At 73.9% G+C, this 20,739-nt stretch carries 19 protein-coding genes; 7 read left to right on the plus strand and 12 right to left on the minus strand.

Features of this window, described 5'->3' with window-relative positions:
• Positions 1-55: 55 nt before the first annotated feature.
• Positions 56-1,507: an argininosuccinate synthase gene (gene argG, locus LQ51_RS28245; protein WP_046570958.1), complete on the minus strand. Its 1,452-nt coding sequence runs from the start codon at positions 1,505-1,507 to the stop codon at positions 56-58.
• Between the two features lie 28 nt (positions 1,508-1,535).
• Positions 1,536-2,369 (minus strand): TrmH family RNA methyltransferase, encoded by an 834-nt coding sequence (locus LQ51_RS28250; RefSeq protein ID WP_046570959.1) that lies wholly within the window; start codon positions 2,367-2,369, stop codon positions 1,536-1,538.
• A 110-nt stretch (positions 2,370-2,479) separates the two neighbouring features.
• Between LQ51_RS28250 and LQ51_RS28255 the strand changes: the two genes are divergently transcribed.
• Complete coding sequence (locus LQ51_RS28255) at positions 2,480-4,318, plus strand: thiamine pyrophosphate-requiring protein (protein WP_046570962.1); 1,839 nt, start codon at positions 2,480-2,482, stop codon at positions 4,316-4,318.
• 3 nt (positions 4,319-4,321) lie between these two features.
• Here LQ51_RS28255 and LQ51_RS28260 read toward each other — a convergent pair whose 3' ends face one another.
• The 5 genes from LQ51_RS28260 to LQ51_RS28280 all read right to left on the minus strand — a co-directional run bounded on the left by LQ51_RS28260 (position 4,322) and on the right by LQ51_RS28280 (position 9,878).
• A complete protein-coding gene (locus tag LQ51_RS28260; RefSeq protein ID WP_046571008.1) occupies positions 4,322-4,879 on the minus strand; it encodes a dihydrofolate reductase family protein in 558 nt (185 codons plus the stop codon).
• Between the two features lie 166 nt (positions 4,880-5,045).
• A complete protein-coding gene (locus tag LQ51_RS28265; protein WP_046570964.1) occupies positions 5,046-7,253 on the minus strand; it encodes a transglycosylase domain-containing protein in 2,208 nt (735 codons plus the stop codon).
• A 109-nt stretch (positions 7,254-7,362) separates the two neighbouring features.
• Complete coding sequence (locus tag LQ51_RS28270) at positions 7,363-8,157, minus strand: hypothetical protein (RefSeq protein WP_046570965.1); 795 nt, start codon at positions 8,155-8,157, stop codon at positions 7,363-7,365.
• A gap of 136 nt (positions 8,158-8,293) precedes the next feature.
• A complete protein-coding gene (locus LQ51_RS28275) occupies positions 8,294-9,400 on the minus strand; it encodes an SPFH domain-containing protein (protein ID WP_046570966.1) in 1,107 nt (368 codons plus the stop codon).
• Positions 9,401-9,404: 4 nt separating this feature from the next.
• Positions 9,405-9,878 carry an NfeD family protein gene (locus tag LQ51_RS28280; protein ID WP_046570969.1) on the minus strand — a complete coding sequence of 158 codons (474 nt, stop codon included), beginning with the start codon at positions 9,876-9,878 and terminating at the stop codon, positions 9,405-9,407.
• Between the two features lie 91 nt (positions 9,879-9,969).
• On the opposite strand from LQ51_RS28280, the gene LQ51_RS28285 reads away from it, so the two are divergent.
• Positions 9,970-11,283, plus strand: a complete 1,314-nt coding sequence (locus LQ51_RS28285) for a serine hydrolase domain-containing protein (RefSeq protein ID WP_046570971.1) — start codon at positions 9,970-9,972, stop codon at positions 11,281-11,283.
• Positions 11,284-11,304: 21 nt separating this feature from the next.
• Here the strand turns inward: LQ51_RS28285 and LQ51_RS28290 are convergent, their stop codons facing one another.
• On the minus strand, positions 11,305-12,117 hold the full coding sequence (locus LQ51_RS28290) for a DUF3097 domain-containing protein (protein ID WP_046570973.1): 813 nt from the start codon (positions 12,115-12,117) through the stop codon (positions 11,305-11,307).
• A 161-nt stretch (positions 12,118-12,278) separates the two neighbouring features.
• On the opposite strand from LQ51_RS28290, the gene LQ51_RS28295 reads away from it, so the two are divergent.
• On the plus strand, positions 12,279-13,073 hold the full coding sequence (locus LQ51_RS28295; RefSeq protein WP_046570976.1) for a hypothetical protein: 795 nt from the start codon (positions 12,279-12,281) through the stop codon (positions 13,071-13,073).
• A 12-nt stretch (positions 13,074-13,085) separates the two neighbouring features.
• On the opposite strand, the gene LQ51_RS28300 is transcribed toward LQ51_RS28295, so the two are convergent.
• The 4 genes from LQ51_RS28300 to fabG form a co-directional block, all read right to left on the minus strand.
• Positions 13,086-13,865 carry an HAD-IIA family hydrolase gene (locus LQ51_RS28300; RefSeq protein ID WP_046570978.1) on the minus strand — a complete coding sequence of 260 codons (780 nt, stop codon included), beginning with the start codon at positions 13,863-13,865 and terminating at the stop codon, positions 13,086-13,088.
• Between the two features lie 36 nt (positions 13,866-13,901).
• Complete coding sequence (locus LQ51_RS28305; protein ID WP_046570980.1) at positions 13,902-14,933, minus strand: ferrochelatase; 1,032 nt, start codon at positions 14,931-14,933, stop codon at positions 13,902-13,904.
• A 113-nt stretch (positions 14,934-15,046) separates the two neighbouring features.
• Positions 15,047-15,814, minus strand: coding sequence for an enoyl-ACP reductase FabI (fabI, locus tag LQ51_RS28310; RefSeq protein ID WP_046570981.1), 768 nt, complete (start codon positions 15,812-15,814; stop codon positions 15,047-15,049).
• Positions 15,815-15,837: 23 nt separating this feature from the next.
• Entirely contained in the window at positions 15,838-16,542 is a 705-nt protein-coding gene (fabG, locus tag LQ51_RS28315) for a 3-oxoacyl-ACP reductase FabG (RefSeq protein WP_046570982.1), read from the minus strand.
• A 153-nt stretch (positions 16,543-16,695) separates the two neighbouring features.
• On the opposite strand from fabG, the gene LQ51_RS28320 reads away from it, so the two are divergent.
• From LQ51_RS28320 to LQ51_RS28335, 4 genes are all read left to right on the plus strand, one after another.
• Entirely contained in the window at positions 16,696-17,919 is a 1,224-nt protein-coding gene (locus LQ51_RS28320; protein ID WP_052745092.1) for a sensor histidine kinase, read from the plus strand.
• Complete coding sequence (locus LQ51_RS28325) at positions 17,916-18,578, plus strand: response regulator (RefSeq protein WP_046570983.1); 663 nt, start codon at positions 17,916-17,918, stop codon at positions 18,576-18,578. Before LQ51_RS28320 ends, LQ51_RS28325 begins: the two co-directional genes overlap by 4 nt.
• Positions 18,579-18,676: 98 nt before the next feature.
• On the plus strand, positions 18,677-19,573 hold the full coding sequence (locus tag LQ51_RS28330; RefSeq protein WP_052745093.1) for an alpha/beta hydrolase: 897 nt from the start codon (positions 18,677-18,679) through the stop codon (positions 19,571-19,573).
• Positions 19,570-20,715 carry an acyltransferase family protein gene (locus LQ51_RS28335; RefSeq protein WP_046570984.1) on the plus strand — a complete coding sequence of 382 codons (1,146 nt, stop codon included), beginning with the start codon at positions 19,570-19,572 and terminating at the stop codon, positions 20,713-20,715. The genes LQ51_RS28330 and LQ51_RS28335 overlap by 4 nt, the downstream gene beginning before the upstream one ends.
• Positions 20,716-20,739: the final 24 nt, after the last annotated feature.

The raw sequence follows: 20,739 nt of genomic DNA on the forward strand, positions 1-20,739 counted from the left end.
ACCCCGCCGACTCGCCGACTCGCCGACTCGCCGGAAGGGCCGTCCGCGGAGGAAATCAGTCGACGCCGAACTCCATCGCGGCGCGGTCGAGTGCCGCGTCATCGCCGGAGGCGACGCCCCGGGAGGCGATGGCTTCCGCGCCGCCCTCGGGCATGGCGCCGATCAGCCCGGTCGAGGCCGCCTGCGCGGCGCCGATCATCCGTTCCGCGTTCGCCCCTCCGACCATGCCGAGGCTGGCGTACTGCTCCAGCTTCGCCCGCGAGTCGGCGATGTCCAGGTTGCGCATGGTGAGCTGGCCGATCCGGTCCGACGGGCCGAACGCCGAGTCCTCGGTACGCTCCATCGACAGCTTGTCCGGGTGGTAGCTGAACGCCGGGCCGGTGGTGTCCAGGATCGAGTAGTCCTCGCCCCGGCGCAGCCGCAACGTCACCTCGCCGGTGACCGCCGTGCCGACCCAGCGCTGCAGCGACTCGCGCAGCATCAGCGCCTGCGGGTCCAGCCAGCGCCCCTCGTACATGAGCCGGCCGAGGCGGCGGCCCTCGGTGTGGTAGTTCGCCAGGGTGTCCTCGTTGTGGATGGCGTTGACGAGCCGCTCGTACGCGGCGTGCAGCAGCGCCATGCCGGGCGCCTCGTAGATGCCCCGGCTCTTGGCCTCGATGATCCGGTTCTCGATCTGGTCGGACATGCCCAGGCCGTGCCGGCCGCCGATGGCGTTGGCCTCCAGCACCAGGTCGACCGCGCTGCCGAACTCCTTGCCGTTGATGGTCACCGGGCGGCCCTGGTCGAACCCGATGGTGACGTCCTCGGTCGGGATCTCCACCGCGGGGTCCCAGAACCGGACGCCCATGATCGGGCTGACCGTCTCGATGCCGGTGTCGAGGTGTTCGAGGGTCTTCGCCTCGTGCGTGGCGCCCCAGATGTTGGCGTCGGTGGAGTACGCCTTCTCGGTGCTGTCCCGGTACGGCAGGCCCCGCTCGAGCAGCCACTCCGACATCTCCTTGCGCCCACCGAGTTCGGTGACGAAGTCGGTGTCGAGCCACGGCTTGTAGATGCGCAGCTGCGGGTTGGCCAGCAGGCCGTACCGGTAGAAGCGTTCGATGTCGTTGCCCTTGAACGTCGAGCCGTCGCCCCAGATCTGGACGTCGTCGGCGATCATCGCGCGGACCAGCAGGGTGCCGGTGACGGCGCGGCCCAGCGGGGTGGTGTTGAAGTACGCCCGCCCGCCCGAGCGGATGTGGAAGGCGCCGCAGGTCAGCGCCGCGAGGCCTTCCTCGACCAGGGCAGCTCGGCAGTCGACCAGTCGGGCGACCTCGGCGCCGTAGCTGAGCGCGCGACCGGGCACCGAGGCGATGTCGGGCTCGTCGTACTGGCCGATGTCGGCGGTGTACGCGCAGGGGATGGCGCCCTTGTCGCGCATCCAGGCGACCGCGACCGAGGTGTCGAGGCCACCGGAGAAGGCGATGCCGACGCGTTCGCCGATGGGCAGGGAGGTGAGAACCTTGGACACAAGGAAGATTATGCACCGTGTCGCATGGTCATGCAAGCGGACGGGCGGGCGCGTCCAGCGGGTCGTCGCGGCCCAGCTCCCAGCAGGCCACCGCGGTCGCGGCGGCCACGTTGAGCGAGTCCACCCCGCGCCGCATCGGGATCACCACCCGGACGTCGCTGGCGTCCATCGCTGCCCGGGTCAGGCCGGCGCCTTCCGCGCCCATCAGCAGCGCGGCCCGGCCCCGTTGCGCCGCGTCCAGTCGCTGGATCGGCACCGCGTCCGGCGCGGGTGTCATCGCCAGCACGGTGAAACCGGCCGCCCGGACCTGGGCCAGCGCGCCGGGCCAGGGGTCCAGCTTCGCGTACGGGATGGCGAAGACCTCGCCCATGCTGACCCGGACGCTGCGCCGGTAGAGCGGGTCGGCGCAGGTCGGGGAGAGCAGCACGGCGTCCACGCCGAGCGCCGCCACGGCCCGGAAGATCGCGCCGAGGTTGGTGTGGTTGTTGACGTCCTCGAGGATCACCACCCGCCGGGCGTCGGCGAGCACCGCGGCGGCCGACGGCAGCGGCTTGCGGTGGAACGAGGCGAGCACGCCCCGGTGCACGTGGAAGCCGGTGGCCCGCTGGAGCACCTCGGGGGTGGCCGCGTAGACCGGCGCGTCCCCGGTGTCCAGGTCGGCGAGCTGGTCGGCCCGCTTCGCGTCGACCAGGTACGACCGGGCCGGGTAGCCGGCCCGCAGCGCCCGCCGCAGCACCAGCTCCCCCTCGGCGATGAACAGGCCGTGCGGCGGCTCCCACCGGGTGCGCAGCTCGACGTCGGTCAGCGCGCGGTAGTCGGCGATCCGGTCGTCGTCGGGGTCGGTGATCTCGTGGACGGGCACCGGACGATTCTGCCTGGTCCGCCCGGTCGGCCCGGCGCGGCCCGGGTTTCCGCCGACGTAGGCGGGGAACGGACTTCCGGGAAGCGGCCGGCGACGAAGGGACCACCAGGATGAACGCGGACCCCACCGGCGACGGCCTGCTGCCCCGGAACGCCACGGTCGCCGACTACATCGTGGCGCGGCTCGCCGAGTGGGGGGTGCACCGCTACTACGGCTATCCGGGCGACGGGATCAACGGGATGACCTCGGCACTGCAACGCGCCGAGGGACGGGCCCGGTTCATCCAGGTACGCCACGAGGAGACCGCCGGCTTCGCCGCCTCCGCGCACGTCAAGTACGGCGGCGGCCCGCTCGGCTGCGTGGTGGTGACCAGCGGCCCCGGTGCGATCCACGCGCTGAACGGGCTCTACGACGCCAAGCTCGACCACCAGCCCGTGGTGGCCCTGCTCGGGCACACCGCGCTGCCCGCCGAGGGCGGCGGCTACTACCAGGAGGTGGACCTGCTCGCCCTCTACAAGGACGTGGCGTCGGCCTTCCTGGCCCAGCTCGACGACCCGTCGCAGGCGCGGCACCTGGTGGACCGGGCGTGCCGGACCGCCCTGGCCCGGCGTACGGTCACCGCCCTCGTGCTCCCCTCCGACGTGCAGGACGAGCCGGCCGTGCCGGAGCCGCCGCACACGCACGGCTACTACCACACCAGCGCGGTGCCGAGCAGCACGCCGACCGTGCCCCCGGCCGAGGAGGTGCGCCGCGCCGCCGAGGTGCTGCGCGGCGGCAACAAGGTGGCGATGCTGGTCGGGCAGGGTGCCATCGGGGCCGAGCCCGAGGTACGCAAGGTCGCCGACCGGCTCGGCGCCGGGGTGGCCACCGCGCTGCTCGGCTTCACCGCCGTCGACCACCGGGAGCCCTGGGTGACCGGCGCGATCGGCCTGCTCGGCAGCCGCCCCAGCTGGCAGCTCATGCAGGAGTGCGACCGGCTGCTGATCGTGGGCAGCAACATGCCGTACTCGGAGTTCTATCCGCCGCAGGGGCGGGCCCGGGCGGTGCAGATCGACCTGGACGGCAGCCGGATGGGGCTGCGCTACCCGACCGAGGTGAACCTGACCGGGGACGCCGCGCCGACCCTGCGGGCACTGCTGCGCGAGCTGGGCACCGGGGCGGCGCCCACCGCCTGGCGGGCCACCCTGGCCGACGCCACGTCGAAGTGGCGGCGCGCCCAACGGGAGCTGGCCGAGCAGTCGGCCCAGCCGGTCAACCCGCAGCTGCTCTTCGCCACCCTCGACGACGTGCTGCCCGACGACGCGATGCTCGCGGTGGACTGCGGCACCGCGACCGCCTGGTACGCCCGGCACATCCGGGTCCGGCCGGGCATGCTGGCCAGCCTCTCCGGCACCCTGCTCTCCATGGGCGGGGCCATGCCGTACGCCATCGCCGCGAAGTTCGCCCACCCGGACCGTCCGCTGGTCGCGTTGATCGGCGACGGCGCGATGCAGATGAACGGGGTCAATGAGCTGATCACCGTGGCGAAGTACTGGCGGGAGTGGGCCGACCCGCGGTTCGTGGTGCTGGTGCTCAACAACCGGGACCTGTCCTTCGTCAGCTGGGAGCAGCGCTCCGACGAGGGGACGCCGATGTTCCCGGCCAGCCAGGACCTGCCGGACGTGGCGTACCACCGGTGGGCGGAGGTGCTGGGGCTCGACGGGGTGCTGGTCGACTCCCCCGACCAGGTGCCGGACCTGTGGCACCGGGTGCTCCGCGCCGACCGGCCAGTGGTGATCAACGCGGTGGTGGATCCGGCGGAGCTGATGCTGCCGCCGCACTTCACCGCCGAGCAGGCCCGCAAGACGGCCGCCGCGATGCTGCGCGGGGACAGCGATCGCGCCGAGATCCTCCGGCGGGGGGTACCGTCCGTCATCGCCACGTACCGTCCCCGCCGCCGGGGCCGCTGACCGTCAGGTCCGCTCGTAGCGCAGCAGCACCGACCGGCCGTCGAAGGTCCGGGTCTCCACCAGCCGCAGGTCGAGGCGGTCCTTGTCGGGGAAGACCGGGGTGCCGCCGCCGAGCACCACCGGGTGCACGACCACCTGGTACTCGTCGACGAGTCCGAGCCGGGTCAGCGCCGCCGCCGCGCCCGAGCCGCCGGTGAGCAGCAACTCGCCGCCCGGCTGGTCCTTCAGCTCGGCGACCTCGGCGGCCAGGTCACGGCCGATCACCCGGGCGCCGTACTCGGCGCGGTCCAGGCTCCGGGAGACGACGATCTTTGGGGTACGCCGCCAGACCGGCGCGAACCGCAGGTCGTGCGGGTCCTGCGACAGCTCCTCCACCCGCGGCCAGTAGTACGACATGAGTTCCCACACCTTGCGGCCGTAGAGGAAGGCGTCGGCCCGGTCGGTCAGCTCGAACGAGTACGCGGACAGCTCCGGCCCCATGACCGGCCAGTCGAACTCGCCGTTCGGCCCCTCGATGAAGCCGTCGACCGACTGGTGCACCCAGTAGACGAGCTTGCGCATGGTGTCCTCCTGCTCGACGGGCGCCCGGCGGGCGCGCTCACCGGTGGGTCGGAGCCCTCCGACCGGATCCGACACCTCGGCCCGAACTTTTCCAGAAGATCTGCCCGCACCCACTACGGTCCGGCCTGCCGTTACCACCACCGGGCGGCGGGGCCCTCCCGACGGATCAGCCGCGGCCGCGGCCCTGGAGCCAGCGCAGCAGGTCCGAGGGGAGGTCGCCCCGGTCCGGCCGGCGCTCGTCGTCCGGCGTCGGGGTGTCGCGGGGCTGCGGCCGGCGCGGCTCGCCGGCCAGCGCGCGGCTGGGCCCGGTGAAGTCCCGCACCGGCTTGCCCGCCACCGCCGTCCTGATCACCCGGGCCACCCCGTCGATGACCCTGGCCTGCACGGCCGAGCCGACCAGGTCGGTCGAGTCGTCCGGGTTGGCGGCGATCCCGGCGACCGCCACCTGCGGGGTGAACCCGACGAACGTCTCGGTGGCGTTCTGCTCCGAGCTGCCCGTCTTGCCGGCCACCGGGCGGCCCACGATCCGGTCCACCGAGGTCGCCGTGCCCCCGTTGCACTGCCCGTACGCCGACTGCTGGCCGACCGGGCAGCGGGCCGCGTCGGTGGCGGCCCGGGCCACGTCGGTGTCCAGCACCTTCCGGCAGGACGGCTGGCCGACGTCGACCTTCTCGCCGTTGGCCGCGGTCACCGACACCACCGGCAGCGGGGTGCAGTAGGTGCCCTCGGCCGCCACGGTGGCGTACGCGTTGGCCAGGTCCAGCGGGGTAGTGGCGGCCACGCCCAGGGTGAAGGCGCCCCAGTTCTCCGCGTCGTCCTTGGCGAAGGCGGCGTCGGAGTCGGCCCGGAAGGTGATGCCGAGCCGCTGGGCCATCTCCACCACCTTCTCCTCGCCGACCTGCTCGGCGAGCCAGACGAAGTAGGTGTTCACCGAGCGGCCGAAGCCGTCCCACATCATCCGGTAGCCGTCCATCCACGCCGGGTTGGCGTTGGCCGGGCACCACCTGCCGTCGCAGTTGCCCTCGTCGTCCGAGGCGTACCGGGTGGGCAGCTTGGCCGGGGCGTCGAAGCCGGTGGCCAGCGGCTTGCCGGCCTCCAGCGCGGCGAGCATGGTGAACAGCTTGAACGTCGAGCCGGCCTGGTAGCCGTGCACGCTGGCGCCGCCGGAGATCAGCGGGTTCACCGTGTTCGGGTGGTTGGCCTGCCCGGCCGGGTTGTCGGCCAGGCTGTAGTGCCGGTTGACGGCCATGGCCAGCACCCGGCCGGTGCCCGGCTCGACCGCGGCGATCGGCAGGGCCCGCTTGTTGTCGTACCCGTAGACCTTGGTGGCCTGCTGCTGCGCGGTCTGCTGGATCTTCGGGTCGAGCGTGCTGACCACGGTGTAGCCACCGCGGCGCAGCGCCTGCTCGCGCTCCTCGACGGTGTGGCCGAAGGCCGGCTGGCCGAGCCACCAGCGGCGCAGGTAGTCGCAGAAGAAGCCCCAGTCGTCGTGGCCCTGGGCGACCGCGGTGCAGCCGTTGGGCTGCGGGGTGGGGTGCAGGGTCACCGGGGTGGCCTTGGCCGTGGCGGCCTGCTGCGCGGTGATCGCCCCGGTCTCGGCCATCGAGTCCAGCACGTACGCCCGCCGGGCCACGGCCTGGTCCTTGTCCCCGTCGATCGGGCTGTACTCGTCGGGCGACTGCACCAGGCCGGCGAGCAGGGCGGCCTCGCCGAGGGTCAGCTCGGCCGGCGCCTTGCCGAAGTAGCGCTGGCTGGCCGCGGCGACGCCGTACGCCCCGGAGCCGAAGTAGGCGATGTTGAGGTAGCGGTTGAGGATCTCGTCCTTGCTGAGCGTCTTCTCCAGCGCGTTCGCGTACCGGATCTCCTGGAGCTTGCGCCCGACGGTCTGCTCGGTGGCGGCCCGCCGCTCCTCGGCCGTGCGGGAGGGGTCGGTCTTGAGCACGTTGCGGACGTACTGCATGGTCAGCGTGGAGCCGCCCTGCTCCGTGCCGCCGCCCTTGACGTTGGCGACCAGGGCCCGGACGATGCCGCGCGGGTCGGCGCCGCCGTGCGAGTAGAAGCGCCGGTCCTCGGCCGCGATGATCGCCTGCCGCATCACCGGCGCGATCTCGGCCAGCGGCACGTCGCTGCGGTTCACGTCGTAGAACGTGGTGATCAGGGTCTTGCCGTCGTTGGCGTAGAGGTACGACCGCTGCGGCTGCGTGGGGGTGCGCAGGGCGTCGGGCAGCTCCCCGTACGCGCCCAGGGCGGCCTTGGCGGCGAACCCGCCCAGCAGGCTGCCGGGCAGGCCGGCGACCGCGAGGGCGAGCCCCGCCAGCAGGCCGGCGAGGAGCACGGTGAAGAGCCGCGACAGCGGCGACCGGGGTGACGGCATGCCCCCCAGGATTACCGCGAAAGCCGCCAACCGGCCAGTCCGCCAGCCAACTGTCAGTTACCTCACGGTGACTTCCCAGCGTGCCGGCCCGGCCAGGTCGCGGCCCCGGTCAGCTCGGCAAGGGGCCGTTGGGGGGTGGGGCGGGGGTGGCGGCCACGCTGGCGGCGACCGCGTCGCGGGCGATGACGGCCGGCACCAGCCGGCCCGAGCGGTAGCCGATGCCGATCCCGGCGATCAGCACGAAGATCGCGCCGAACGTCTGCAGCGAGCCGATCAACGCGCCGCCCAGACCGAGCAGCGGCGCCGCGATCATCAGCATCACCCCGTCCCCCATGCTGAACAGCCCGGAGCGGGCCACCGACCAGCCGGTGAGCAGCCAGCCCAGGCTGTAGAAGGTGGCCCCGACCAGCACAATGTGGCGCGCCGTGGTGCCGAAGACCGGCGCCTGCTCGGCCAGCCCGGCAAAGGGCAGCATCAGCACCATCCCGCCGATGCTGGCGAGCAGGCCCACCAGCGCGACCCGCCGGCAGCGGGTGGCGGCGAGCAGACCGGCGAGCGCCAGCAGCGCGAGCAGTCCGAGCCAGACCGCGGCCACCCAGCCCACCAGGTAGACGGGCCGGCCGTCGGCCGGGTACGGGTCGTTGCCCACCCCGCCGTCGCTGGCCATCGCCACCAGGCCGTAGAGGATCGCGTACGCGGGCAGCAGCCAGACCGCCGCCCGGGCGAACCGGCGGACCGACCAGGCCCAGCTGGCGTCGGTGGCCGGCGCGGCCGGTCCGGGCTCGGCGACGAACGGCAGCACCCGGAACCCGCCCCCGGTACGCCGGGTTCCCACCGGCCCGGCGGGGTCGTGCGCGCCGGGCACCGGAGTCCTGGAGAACAGCCTGTCCGCCGGATCCTTCATGCGACACCTCGCTCCGCCTCCGGGCGGCGCGGGGCACACGACGGCGCCCCGGCCCCGCCATCACCGGTCCTCAGACCGATCGTGGCAGGCGCCGGGGCACCGTATGAGTGATTCTCGGATTTGCCGGCGGGGCCAGTCAGCCCCGTTCGCGCTGGTCGGTCGGGTCGTTGAGCAGGCTCTGCGGGGAGACCGGCTCGGGAGCCGGCAGCCCCTGCGGGCCGTTGCCCCCGGTGGCCTGCGCCTCGGCGACGCGTACCTCGTTGTGGATCTCCTGGGCGGCGACGGCCGCCGCCTGCGCGGCCTCGGCGGCCTCCCGCTCGACCTCGCCGGCGCTCTGGCTGGCCTCCGGCGACGGCACGTCGCCGACCATGTTGGCCAGGCCACCCAGCGCGCCACCCATACCCTCCAGGGCCTTGGTCAGCTCGGTCGGCACGATCCAGACCTTGTTGGCAGTGCCGTTGGCGATCTGCGGCAGCGCCTGCAGGTACTGGTAGGCCAGCACCTTCTGGCTGGGGTTGGCCTGGTGGATCGCGTCGAAGACGGTACGGATCGCCTTCGCCTGGCCCTCCGCCTGGAGGATCCGGGCCTGCCGGTCACCGTCGGCGCGCAGCACGGCGGCCTGCTTCTCACCCTCGGCGGTGAGGATCTGGGACTGCTTGTGCCCCTCGGCGTTGAGGATCGCGGCCCGGCGGTCCCGCTCCGCGCGCATCTGCTTCTCCATCGAGTCACGGATGCTCGGCGGCGGCTCGATCGCCTTGATCTCGACCCGGGTCACCTTGATGCCCCACCGGCCGGTGGTCTCGTCCAGGACACCGGACAGGTGCCGGTTGATCTCCTCGCGGCTGGTCAGCGCCCGCTCCAGGTCCAGCGAGCCGATCACGTTACGCAGGGTGGTGACGGTGAGCTGCTCGATGGCCTGCAGGAAGTTCGAGATCTCGTAGGTGGCGCGGACCGAGTCGACCACCTTGAAGTAGAGCACCGTGTCGATCGACACGACCAGGTTGTCGGAGGTGATCACCGGCTGGGGCGGGAAGCTGACCACCTGCTCCCGCATGTCGACCTTGGTCCGCACCGCGTCGATGTACGGCACCAGCAGGTTGAGGCCCGGGTTCAGCGTGCGCTTGTACTTGCCCAGCCGCTCCACCACGTCCTGCCGCTGCTGCGGCACGATGCGTACGGCCTTGACCAGCGTGACCACGACGATCACGGCGACGGCGATCAACACGATCGCTGCAAATTCCATATCTTCACCTTTCCCCTTCGGGCAGCGCGCCCGGGGTGGAAATCTCGTCCTGCCAGACCAGGGCGGTCGCGCCCCGGACCTTTATCACCTGCACCCGCTCGCCCGGCGGGTAGCTGCGCGTCGCGTCGTACGACCGGGCGGTCCACAACTCACCGTCGATCTTGATGAACCCCCGCTCGGCGTCCACCGTCTCCAGCACCACCGCGGTGGAGCCCTCGATCGCCTCGACGCCGAACGGCTGGTCGCCGCTCTCCAGCGCCGGCATGGCGTGGCGTTTGATCACCGGCCGCACCAGGAACAGCGACAGCGCGGAGACCACCGCGAAGACCAGAGCCTGGAGCGCGACCGGGGCACCGAGCGCCGCGGCCCCGGCGGCGGCGAACGCCCCGGCCCCGAACATGATCAGGAAGAGCGTCGTCGTAAAGATCTCGGCGACCGCCAAAACCACACCCAGCACGATCCAAAACACGGCGTCCACCTACCGATCGTGACACGTCGACGCACCTGTCATCGAACTGTCATGATCACGGGGTTCCGGTGAGCGGCGCCGGAGCGACGAGGAGGACGAGATGGCCCTGTTGCCCGAGACCGCCCGACAGGTCGACCTGCTGGTCGCCCGGGCCCAGGCGGAAGGGCGTGGCCCCTCCCTCGCCCTCGGGGTGGTCCGGGACGGCACCCTGGCGCACGTGGCGCTCGCCGGCGAACAGCCCCGCCCCGACGCGGACCTGCAGTACCGGATCGGCTCGATCAGCAAGACCATGACCGCCGTGCTGGTGATGCAGCAGCGGGACGCCGGCCGGCTCGCCCTGGACGACCCGCTCGAGAAGCACCTGCCCGGCACCCCGGTCGGCGCCCTCACCCTGCGCCAGCTGCTCGGGCACGCCAGCGGCCTGCAGCGCGAGCCGGACGGGCAGTGGTGGGAGCGGGCCGCCGGCAGCGACCTGGCCACCCTGGTGGCCGGGCTCACCCCGGCGAAGATCGCCCACCCGCCGCACCGCGTCTACCACTACTCGAACCTGGCGTACGGGCTGCTCGGCGGGGTGCTGGAGCGGAGCACCGGCACCCCCTGGGCGGACCTGCTCCGCGAACGGCTGCTCGAGCCGCTGGGCATGCGGCGCACCACCTACCACCCCACCGAGCCCTACGCTCGGGGCTACGTGGTGCACCCCTGGCACGAGACGCTGCGGGAGGAGCCGCGTACCGACACCGGGGCCATGGCGCCGGCCGGCCAACTCTGGTCGACGGTCGAGGACCTGGCCCGCTGGGCGGCCTTCCTGGCCGACCCCGCCCCGGACGTGCTCGCCCCGGCGACGCTCGCCGAGATGTGCGCGCCCGTGGTGATCAGCGACCTGGACTCCTGGACCGGCGGACACGGCCTCGGCGTGGAGCTCTACCGGGTCGGCGACCGGGTGTACCTGGGCCATGGCGGCTCCATGCCCGGGTACATCGCCGGCCTGGCCGTGCACCGGCCGACCCGCACCGCCGTGGTCGACTTCGCCAACTCGTACGGCCTGCGCGCCGGGCACCACATCGTCGGGCTGGCCCGCGAGATCCTCACCCTGGTGCTGGACGCCGAGCCGGCCGCCCCCGCGCCGTGGCGCCCGGCCGAGGCCCCGCCGGCCGCCCTCGCCGAGCTGACCGGTCGCTGGTGGTGGATGGGGAGCGAGTCCGAGTTCCACATCGACTCCGCCGGCGACCTGGTCGGCGGCCCGGTGGGCAAACCGCTGCTCCGCTTCACCCCCGAGGGCCCGGACCGCTGGCGGGGCCGATCCGGCTCCCAGGACGGCGAAATCCTCACCGTCCTCCGCGACGACTCCGGGCGCCCCGTCGCCCTGGACATCGCCACCTTCGTCTTCACGAGAGACCCCGATCAGGAACCCTGACCCGCCCCCGCCCGCGACCACTCACGCAGGCGACGTCACAAAGTCGATCATCCGTTCCATCGCGTTGATCAGCAGCGTCTCCACGTCCGCGAAGCTGTTCACCCGGGACAGGATGTGCCGCCACAGGTCCGCCGGCTCGGCCACCCCGAGGGCCGCGCAGACCCCTTCCTTCCAGGGCCGCCCCGGCGGCACCACGGGCCAGGCCCGGATGCCCAGCGCGGCCGGCTTCACCGCCTGCCACACATCCACGTACGGGTGCCCGGTGACCAGCACGTGCGGCGAGGTGACCTGCGCCACGATCCGGCTCTCCTTCGACCCGGGCACCAGGTGGTCGACGAGCACGCCGAGCCGGCGGCCGGGGCCGGGCGCGAAGGCGCGTACCTCGGCGACGAGCGCGTCGATGCCGTCCAGGGGCTCCACCACCACGCCCTCGACGCGCAGATCGTCGCCCCAGATCCGTTCGACCAGCGCGGCGTCGTGCACGCCCTCGACCCAGATCCGGCTGGCCCGGGCGACCTGCGCCGGGACGTTGTCGACCGCGATCGAGCCGGAGGCGGTACGCCGTCGCGCGGCGGGCACCGGCGCGCGTGCCGGGCGGCGCAGCGTCACCGGCCGGCCGTCGAGCAGGAACGCGGCGGGCAGCAGCGGGAAGTTGCGCCGCCGGCCGTGCCGGTCCTCCAGCACCACCGCGCCGGACTCGAAGCCGACCACCGCGCCGCAGAACCCGGACTCCGCGTCCTCGACCACGAGGTCGGGCTCGGCGTCCACCTCCGGGATGACCTTGCGCCGCCGCCAGTCACCCGCCAGCACGTCACCGTCGTATCGCCCCGCCATGTCGATCACGCTAGCCAGCGGCCCGGCGTGTCGCCCGGCGACGCGCCGGCCAGGCGTTCCGCGCCCGACACAGAAAGGGGCGAAGGGGGTAGTCAGGGGCAGGTCACGCCACCGGAGCGGCAGCCGAGACAGCGACGGCGGCGAGCACGTACCCTTTCGGCATGTCCCTCCCCGCAGCGGGCGCGGCCACACTGGCTCCGCGCCGGTCGAGCCGGTTCGTCGCCTGGGTGCGTGCCTGGCGTGCCGGCCTGGTGCCGTTCGACGAGGTCGCCGACGAGATCGCCGGCGACGAGGAGCACCTGGTCGCTGACGCGCCCGGCACCTGGACCGACGTCTCCCTCCGCGAGGCGCTACCCAGCCTGGCCAAGCTCTCCCCGGACGAGATCCGCCTGGTGCTGCCGGCCCCGGGCGACCCCCGCGGGCTGCCCGGCCCGGGCGACTTCGCCGGCGCCGCGCTGCTCGCCGGTGAGGCGGTGGTGGCCAGCGGGCTGGGCCTGGTCCCGGAGGTGCGCAGCCACACCTCAGGCTCGGGCATGACCTGGGAAACCGTGCTCTGGCGGGTCTTCCCGCTGCCGGTGGACGCGCCCCGGGCGTCGCTCCTCGTGCCGGGCGCCGCCGAGGCGGAGGCCGAACTGGCCGCCGTGCTGGCCGAGACCACCGCGGCCCTCACCCGGCTGGACGTGGCCCAGTGGCGGCCCGAGCTGGCCGGCGCCCTGGCCGCGCTGCGCCGCCCGGACGGCATCACCGACCTGCCGCCCGGATTCGACCCGCGGGCCCGGCGGCTCTTCGCCCGCGCCGCGGTGCTGGACCGGATGCTCGCCCTGGCCGGGGAGAGCGCACCGGGCGGGGCGGTGAACACCTACGAGGCGCAACAGCGGGACGCGGCGCTGCGCCCGTTGACCACCGCCTGCCGGCAGGCCCTGGTGGCCGCCTGCAACGCGCCGCTGCGCCCCTGACCGCAGCGGCGGCTACAGCTCGTCGATCAGGTCGGCCACCGACTCGACGATCCGGGACGGCCGGTACGGATACCGCTCCGCCTCGGCCCGCGAGCTGATCCCGGTCAGCACCAGGATCGTCTCCAGGCCGGCCTCCAGGCCGCAGAGGATGTCGGTGTCCATCCGATCGCCGATCATGGCGGTGGACTCGGAGTGCGCGTCGATGGTGTTCAACGCCGAGCGCATCATCATCGGGTTCGGCTTGCCGACGAAGTACGGCTCCACCCCGGTGGCCTTGGAGATCATGGCGGCGACCGAGCCGGCGGCCGGCAGGGCGCCCTCGACTGACGGGCCGGTGGCGTCCGGGTTGGTGCAGATGAACCGGGCGCCGTCGTTGATCAGCCGGATCGCCTTGGTGATCGCCTCGAAGCTGTAGGTGCGGGTCTCCCCCAGCACCACGTAGTCCGGCGCGAAGTCGCTGAGCACGTAGCCGACCGCGTGCAGCGCCGTGGTCAGGCCGGCCTCGCCGATCACGTACGCGGTGCCGCCCGGCCGCTGATCGGCGAGGAACTTGGCGGTGGCCAGGGCCGACGACCAGATCGCCTCCTCCGGCACGTCCAGCCCCATCCGGCCCAGCCGCGCCCGCAGGTCACGGGGCGTGTAGATGGAGTTGTTGGTCAGCACCAGGAAGGGCTTGCCGGAGGCGCGCAGCTTCTTCACGAACTCGGGCGCGCCGGGCACCGGCTGCCCCTCGTGCACCAGTACGCCGTCCATGTCGGTGAGCCAGCTCTGCACCGGCTTGCGCTCATGCATGTGTCGTCCCCACGGGATGTCGGTGGTCGGTCGGGTTCAGGGACGGCGGGCCGGGGGCACGCAGCACGGCGTCGGGCAGGTGTCCCACATCGGCAGCTCACCGAGCCGGCGCCGCAGCCGCTCGCCGTCCGGGGTGGTGCGCTCGAGCACCAGCTCGCGGACCATCGCGACGAACCGCGGGTCGGTGCCCGGCGTGCCGGCCCGGACGAAGTCCAGACCGAGCTGCTTGGCCGTCTCGAGCGCCTCGGTGTCCAGGTCCCAGACCACCTCGAGGTGGTCCGAGACGAACCCGATCGGGCTGACCACCACGGCGGTGACCCCCTGCTCGGCCAGGGTGGCCAGGTGGTCGTTGATGTCCGGCTCCAGCCACGGCACCTGCGGCGGCCCGGAGCGGCTCTGCCAGACCAGGTCGTACGGCAGGTCCGGGGCGGCCGCCGCGTGCACCAGCCGGGCGGTCTCCGCGAGCTGGGCGGTGTACCGGCCGCCGTGCGGGCCGGCGGTGGCCGCCATCGAGGTGGGTACGGAGTGGGCGGTGAAGACCACCCGGGTGGTGTCCCGCTTGGCCGGGTCGAGCTGTGCGAGCGCGGCGCGTACCGCGTCGGCGTGCGGTTCGACGAAGCCGGGGTGGTCCCAGAACTGGCGGAGCTTCTCGATCACCGGGGCGTCCGGGCCCACGGCGGCCCGCGCCGCGGCGATGTCCTCCTGGTACTGCCGGCACGAGGAGTAGCCGCCGTAGGCGCTGGTGACGAAGGCCAGCGCCCGTCGCACCCCGTCGTCACGCATCCGGGCCACGGTGTCGGCGAGCATCGGGTCCCAGTTCCGGTTGCCCCAGTAGACCGGCAGGTCCACGCCGTGCCCGGCGAAGTCCGCGCGGATGGCCGCGAGCAGGTCGCGGCACTGCTGGTTGATCGGGGAAACCCCGCCGAAGTGCAGGTAGTGCTGGACGACCTCGGCCAGCCGCTCCGGGGGCACGCCCCGTCCCCTGGTCACGTTCTGCAGGAACGGCTCCACGTCCTCGGGCCGCTCCGGCCCGCCGAAGGAGACCAGCACCAACGCGTCGTACGCCATGGGCCCATTCTTCCTCGCGGCCCGGGCCGGCCCGGCGATGGCCCCCGGGATTCGGGTGTGACCCGGGGCCCTTCCGCAACCGGAGAGGTCGCGGTCGGGCCCCTGCTCACACCTCAGGCGCCGATCGCGTGGTAGCCGCCGTCGACGTGGACGATCTCGCCGGTGGTGGCCGGGAACCAGTCGGAGAGCAGGGCCAGGCAGGCCCGGGCGGCCGGCTCCTGGTCGGTGAGGCTCCAGCCGAGCGGGGCGCGCTCGGCCCAGGCGGTCTCGAACTGCTCGAAGCCGGGGATCGACTTGGCGGCGATGGTACGCAGCGGGCCGGCGGCGACCAGGTTGCTGCGGATGCCCTGCTTGCCCAGGTGCAGCGCCAGGTAGCGGGAGGCGGACTCCAGCCCGGCCTTGGCCACGCCCATCCAGTCGTAGACCGGCCAGGCCTTGGTGGCGTCGAAGGTGAGCCCGACCACCGCGCCGCCCGCCGACATCAGCGGCAGCGCCGCCATGGCCAGGGACTTGTACGAGTAGGTGGAGACCTGCAGGGCGGTCGCCACGTCCTCCCAGGGGGCGTCCAGGAAGCCGCCGCCCAGGCAGCTCTGCGGGGCGAAGCCGATCGAGTGCACCACCCCGTCGAGGCCGTCCACGTGCTCGCGGACCTTGTCGGCGAGGCCGGCCAGGTGCTCGGCGCTGGTGACGTCCAGCTCGATCACCGGGGCCGGTTCGGGCAGCCGCTTGGCGATCCGCTCGACCAGCGAGAGCCGGCCGTAGCCGGTGAGCACGACCTGGGCGCCGTTCTCCTGGGCGAGCTTCGCGACCGAGAAGGCGATCGAGGCGTCGGTGATGACGCCGGTGACGAGCAGCCGCTTACCGGCCAGCAGTCCGGACATTGCCAGTTCCTCCGTGCTCTCTCTCAGTGACCCATGCCCAGGCCGCCGTCGACCGGGATGACGGCGCCGGAGACGTAGCCGGCCGCGTCCGAGGCGAGCCAGGTGACCACGGCGGCGACCTCGTCGGCGCTGGCCATCCGGCCCGCCGGGATCGACTTGCGGATCTCCGCCTTGCGCTCCTCGGGCAGCCCGGCGGTCATGTCGGTGTCGATGAAGCCGGGCGCCACCACGTTCGCGGTGATGTTGCGGCTGCCCAGTTCGCGGGTGATCGAGCGGGCCACGCCGACCAGGCCGGCCTTGCTGGCCGCGTAGTTGACCTGCCCGGCGCCGCCGGAGAGGCCGACCACCGAGGAGACGAAGATCATCCGACCCCACCGGGCCCGGAGCATCTTCGTCGAGGCCCGCTTGGCGCAGCGGAACGCGCCGGTGAGGTTGGTGTCGAGCACCCGGGTGAACTGCTCCTCGGACATCCGCATGATCAGCGTGTCGTCGGTGATGCCCGCGTTGGCCACCAGCACCTCCACCGGACCCAGCTCGGCCTCGATCGCGGCGAAGGCGGCGTCGACCGACTCGGCGTCGGTCACGTCACAGCGCACCCCGAACAGCCCTTCCGGAGCGTCGCCGCTGCGGTGGGTCACCGCCACCCGGTCGCCCTGCTTGGCGAAGGCCTGCGCGATGGCCAGGCCGATGCCCCGGTTTCCGCCGGTCACCAGCACGGTACGGGCCACGGTTCCCCCTCTGCTCTGCTGATCTCTCGGTCGCTGGCGAGCCTAGGGGTTACCGGTAGGTAATCGCTAACCGCGGGTCATACCCAGGTAGGGCAGGCCGGGTCCCCCCACGGTGGCACGACGGGCCGGGGTCACCGCACTAGCCTGCGAGGGATGGACCTCCGTCCCGTCCGCGCCGGCCTGGCCGCGCTGCGGCGCCTCTGGGCCGGCCCCGACTACCCGCCGATCCGGCCGTCGTTGCGCCGCTGGCCCCGGCTCGCCCTCGCCGCTCCGGCGGTGGCGCTGCTGATCCTGCTCGCGTTCACCCTGATCACCGCGCAGTACCTGCTCGACGACCGGAAGCTGGCGACCGGCACCGCCTGGCTGCTCGCCGCGCTCACCGTGGCGCCGCTGCCGTTCCTGCCGGCCCGGCCGCTGGCGGCCTGGCGGGTCATGTTCGTCGGCGCGTTCTTCGGCACGTTCAACGTGTCGCCGACCGAGGACTGGCCGTGGAGCCCCAGCCAGGTCATTGTCATGATCGTCGTGCTGGCCGTGGTGGCCGCCCGGGTCGACCGGGGCGTGCTGGCCTGGCTCGGGCTGTTCAGCCTGCTCCCGGTCTGGATCTTCGTGCCGCGGCCCAACCAGGTCGGCGTCAGCCTGCTGTTCGTGGTGCTGCTCATCCTCGGCGACCTGGTGCGGCGCAACGTGCACGCCCGGCGGGCGCTGGCCGAGCAGGCGGAGCGGAGCGAGCTGGAACAGGCCCGGCGGGCGGTGCTGGAGGAGCGCACCCGGATCGCCCGCGAGATGCACGACGTCGTGGCACACCACATGTCGATGATCGCCGTGCAGGCGGAGACCGCCCCGTACCGGGTCGGCCCACTGCCCGACGCGGCGCGGACCGAGTTCCTCGACATCGCCGGCTCGGCCCGCGAGACGCTGACCGAGCTGCGCCGGCTGCTCGGGGTGCTGCGCAGCGACGCCGACCCGGCCGCGACCGCGCCGCAGCCCGGTATGGCGGACGTGCCGGACCTGGTGGCCGCCGCGGAGCGCGCCGGCATGGCGGTCCGGCTGGACGGCACGCCGCCGGCCGCGCCGGACGCGGTCGGGCTGGCCGCCTACCGGATCGTGCAGGAGGCGCTGGCGAACGCGGCGCGGCACGCGCCGGGCGCGGCGGTGACCGTCCGGCTGCGGGAGCGCGACGGGTTGCTGGCGATCGCGGTACGCGACACCGGCGGGCCGGCGGCGCCCGCGCCCGCGCCGTCGACCAGCGGGCACGGGCTGACCGGCATGCGGGAACGGGCCCGGCTGCTGGGCGGTACGTTCAGCGCCGGACGGACCACCGACGGTTTCGCCGTCACCGCCGAACTGCCGCTGGGAACGGAGGACCCGACGCGATGATCCGGGTGCTGATCGCCGACGACCAGGCGATGGTCCGGCAGGGGTTCGGCGCGCTGCTGGCCGCCCAGCCGGACCTGCTCGTGGTCGGCGACGCCGCGGACGGCGCGGCGGCCGTCGCGGCGGCCCGCCGGCTCGACCCGGACGTGGTGCTGATGGACGTCCGGATGCCGGTGCTGGACGGGCTCGCGGCGACCCGGCAACTGCTCGGCGACCGCCGCACCGACCGGCCCCGGGTGCTCATCCTGACCACCTTCGACCTGGACGACTACGTGTACGAGGCGCTGCGCGCCGGCGCCAGCGGCTTCCTGCTCAAGGACGCGCCCGCCGCCGACCTGGTGCAGGCGGTACGGGTGGTCGCGGCCGGTGACGCGCTGCTCGCCCCGGCGGTGACCCGCCGGCTGATCGCCGAGTTCGCGGCCCGGCCGGCGCACCGCCGGCCCCGCCCGACCGACCTGGCCGCGCTCACCCCGCGCGAGACGGACGTGCTGCGGCTGATCGCCCGGGGCCGCTCGAACACGGAGATCGCCGCCGACCTGGTGGTCGCCGAGCAGACCGTAAAGACCCACGTCGGGCGGATCCTGGCCAAGCTCCAGCTCCGCGACCGCGCCCAGGCGGTGGTCGTCGCGTACGAGACGGGTCTGGTCGCCGCCGGGGAGTAGCTCCCGGGTAGCACGCCGGGAACCGTCCCGTGGAGTGACGATCTGCGGCCGCTCCGCACCGCATTCTTCCGCCGGGAACTCGCGGAGGAGGCAGCACGATGCACTGGACTCGACCCGCCCGGATGGCGCTGGCCGCGCTGCTCGGCTTCGGCCTGCTGGCACCGGCCCGGCCCGGTCCGCTGGCGCCGGTGGCGTACCTGGAGGCGTACCCGGTGGTGGACGGCCGACTGCGGGCGGCCGGGGCGCCGTACGACGGATGGGCCGCGGCGGGCCGGCGGTTCCTGGCCTTCGAGCCCCGCGGCGACGGTCTCGCCGTCGAGGTCCTCGGCGACCTGGCCACCGCCGACCGGATCGTGGTGCTGGTGCCGGGAGTGGGCAGCACGCTGCGCGACTTCGACCGCGGCCTGGGCGGGGTCGCGCGCCGTGCGCCGGCCCGGCAGGCGGCCGAGGTGTACCGGGCGGTGCACGCCGCCGCGCCCGGCGCGCGGGTCGCCGTGCTCGCCTGGCTCGGCTACGACCCGCCGGGCACGGTGGCCTCGGCCGCCGGCTCGGCCGCCGCCCGGCGCGGCGCGACCGGGCTGCGCGCGGAGTTGCGGGAGCTGTCGGAGCGCCGCCCGCGGGCACACATCGTCCTGGTCGGACACAGCTACGGCGCGTTGGTCGCCGGTCTCGCCGCACACGACGCCCCGGCGCAGGTCACCGACGTGGTGGCGCTGGGTGGCATCGGGCTCGGCGTGGACCGCGCCACCGACCTGGGCCCGGTACGGGTGTGGGCGGCGGAGGCGCCGACGGACTGGATCCGGCGGGTGCCCCAGGTCCGGCTGCTCGGGCTCGGTCACGGCCGCCGGCCCGGCGACCCGGCCTTCGGCGCGCGGTCCCTGCCGGTGACCGGGGTGGCCGGCCACGACGACTACCTGACCGCCGGCAGCGCCACGACAGCCGCGGTGGCGTCGGTGGTGCTGGACGGTGCCGGCGCCCGGGGGGTGGCCCGGTGAACGGCCGGGACCGGGTGATCGACGCGCTGCGGGCGTACGCGATCGGCGGTGTGGTGCTCGGGCACTGGCTGGTCACCGCGCTGGTGCTGGACGCCGACGGCACGCTGCACGTGGCGAGCCCGCTGGTCGCCCTGCCGGGGCTGGCGCCGGTCACCTGGCTGCTGCAGACCCTCGGGCTGTTCTTCTTCGTCTCCGGGTACGCCGCCGCCCGTTCCCTGGCGGGCGGTCCGGGCGGCGCGGCGCGCTGGTGGGCCCGGCGGATGGGCCGGTTGGTCCTGCCCACCCTCGCGTTGCTCGGCATCGGCGCCGCCGTGCTGCTCGCCGCGATCGTCACGGGTACCCCGGACGCCACCCTCGCCGTGGCGCTCCACCTCGCGATCAGCCCACTGTGGTTCCTGCTCCCGCTGGTCGCCCTCTCCGCGCTGATCGTGCCGCTGCGTGCCGCCGTACGCCGGTGGGGGCCGTGGCGTTGCGTGGCCCCGGCGGTGGCCCTGGTCGCCGCGGCCGATCTGGCCGCCCGGCTGCTGCCGGCCGTGCCGGGGCGCCTGCCGGTCGCACTCCTGGCCGCCTGGTGCGTGCCCTGGCTGCTCGGCCTGGCCCACGCCGACGGCCGGCTGGTCGGCCGGCGGGCCGGGGCGGTGCTGGCCGGTACCGGCGCGGTGGCGCTGGCCGCGCTGGTCACGCTCGGCTACCCGGTCAGCGCGGTCGGCGTCCCCGGCGCGGCGATGTCGAACCTCAGCCCACCGTCCCTCGTGGCGGTGGCCCTGGCCGTCACCCAGGTGGGGCTGGCCCTGCTGCTGCGTCCGGCGCTGGCCCGGCTGCTGCGACGCCCGCGTCCGGCCCGGGCGGTGGCGGCGCTCAACCGGTCCGCCATAGGCGTCTACCTGAGCCACCAGCCGGTGCTGGTCGGGGTGACGGCGCTGACCGCCCACGCCGGCCATCCGCTGCCCGGCCTGCACACCGCGCCGCACGACCTGGTCTGGGTGCTGGCCCGGCTCTGCTGGCTGCCGGTCTTCGCGGCGGTCCTGCTGGCGATGCGGCGCCGGCCCGGCCGGTCGTCGGCCCCGCGGCCGGCCCGGTCGGTGGGTGCGCCCGGGCCACTCGGCCGAGTGCGTGCCCGCCGCGCCCCGGGTGTACGATGATCGCGTTTGCGGGCGATCGACCGC

Origin of the sequence: Micromonospora sp. HK10 (assembly GCF_000982955.1) — a bacterium.
GTDB lineage: Bacteria > Actinomycetota > Actinomycetes > Mycobacteriales > Micromonosporaceae > Micromonospora.

Bases quoted from the DNA above. Each gene is read 5' to 3' on its own strand.
- LQ51_RS28270 (WP_046570965.1), bottom strand. From the start codon at position 8,157: ATGAAGGATCCGGCGGACAGGCTGTTCTCCAGGACTCCGGTGCCCGGC.
- LQ51_RS28325 (WP_046570983.1), top strand. From the start codon at position 17,916: ATGATCCGGGTGCTGATCGCCGACGACCAGGCGATGGTCCGGCAGGGG.
- LQ51_RS28265 (WP_046570964.1), bottom strand. From the start codon at position 7,253: ATGCCGTCACCCCGGTCGCCGCTGTCGCGGCTCTTCACCGTGCTCCTC.
- LQ51_RS28275 (WP_046570966.1), bottom strand. From the start codon at position 9,400: ATGGAATTTGCAGCGATCGTGTTGATCGCCGTCGCCGTGATCGTCGTG.
- LQ51_RS28320 (WP_052745092.1), top strand. From the start codon at position 16,696: ATGGACCTCCGTCCCGTCCGCGCCGGCCTGGCCGCGCTGCGGCGCCTC.
- LQ51_RS28285 (WP_046570971.1), top strand. From the start codon at position 9,970: ATGGCCCTGTTGCCCGAGACCGCCCGACAGGTCGACCTGCTGGTCGCC.
- LQ51_RS28305 (WP_046570980.1), bottom strand. From the start codon at position 14,933: ATGGCGTACGACGCGTTGGTGCTGGTCTCCTTCGGCGGGCCGGAGCGG.
- LQ51_RS28295 (WP_046570976.1), top strand. From the start codon at position 12,279: ATGTCCCTCCCCGCAGCGGGCGCGGCCACACTGGCTCCGCGCCGGTCG.
- LQ51_RS28290 (WP_046570973.1), bottom strand. From the start codon at position 12,117: ATGGCGGGGCGATACGACGGTGACGTGCTGGCGGGTGACTGGCGGCGG.
- fabI (WP_046570981.1), bottom strand. From the start codon at position 15,814: ATGTCCGGACTGCTGGCCGGTAAGCGGCTGCTCGTCACCGGCGTCATC.
- LQ51_RS28255 (WP_046570962.1), top strand. From the start codon at position 2,480: ATGAACGCGGACCCCACCGGCGACGGCCTGCTGCCCCGGAACGCCACG.
- LQ51_RS28330 (WP_052745093.1), top strand. From the start codon at position 18,677: ATGCACTGGACTCGACCCGCCCGGATGGCGCTGGCCGCGCTGCTCGGC.
- LQ51_RS28260 (WP_046571008.1), bottom strand. From the start codon at position 4,879: ATGCGCAAGCTCGTCTACTGGGTGCACCAGTCGGTCGACGGCTTCATC.
- LQ51_RS28300 (WP_046570978.1), bottom strand. From the start codon at position 13,865: ATGCATGAGCGCAAGCCGGTGCAGAGCTGGCTCACCGACATGGACGGC.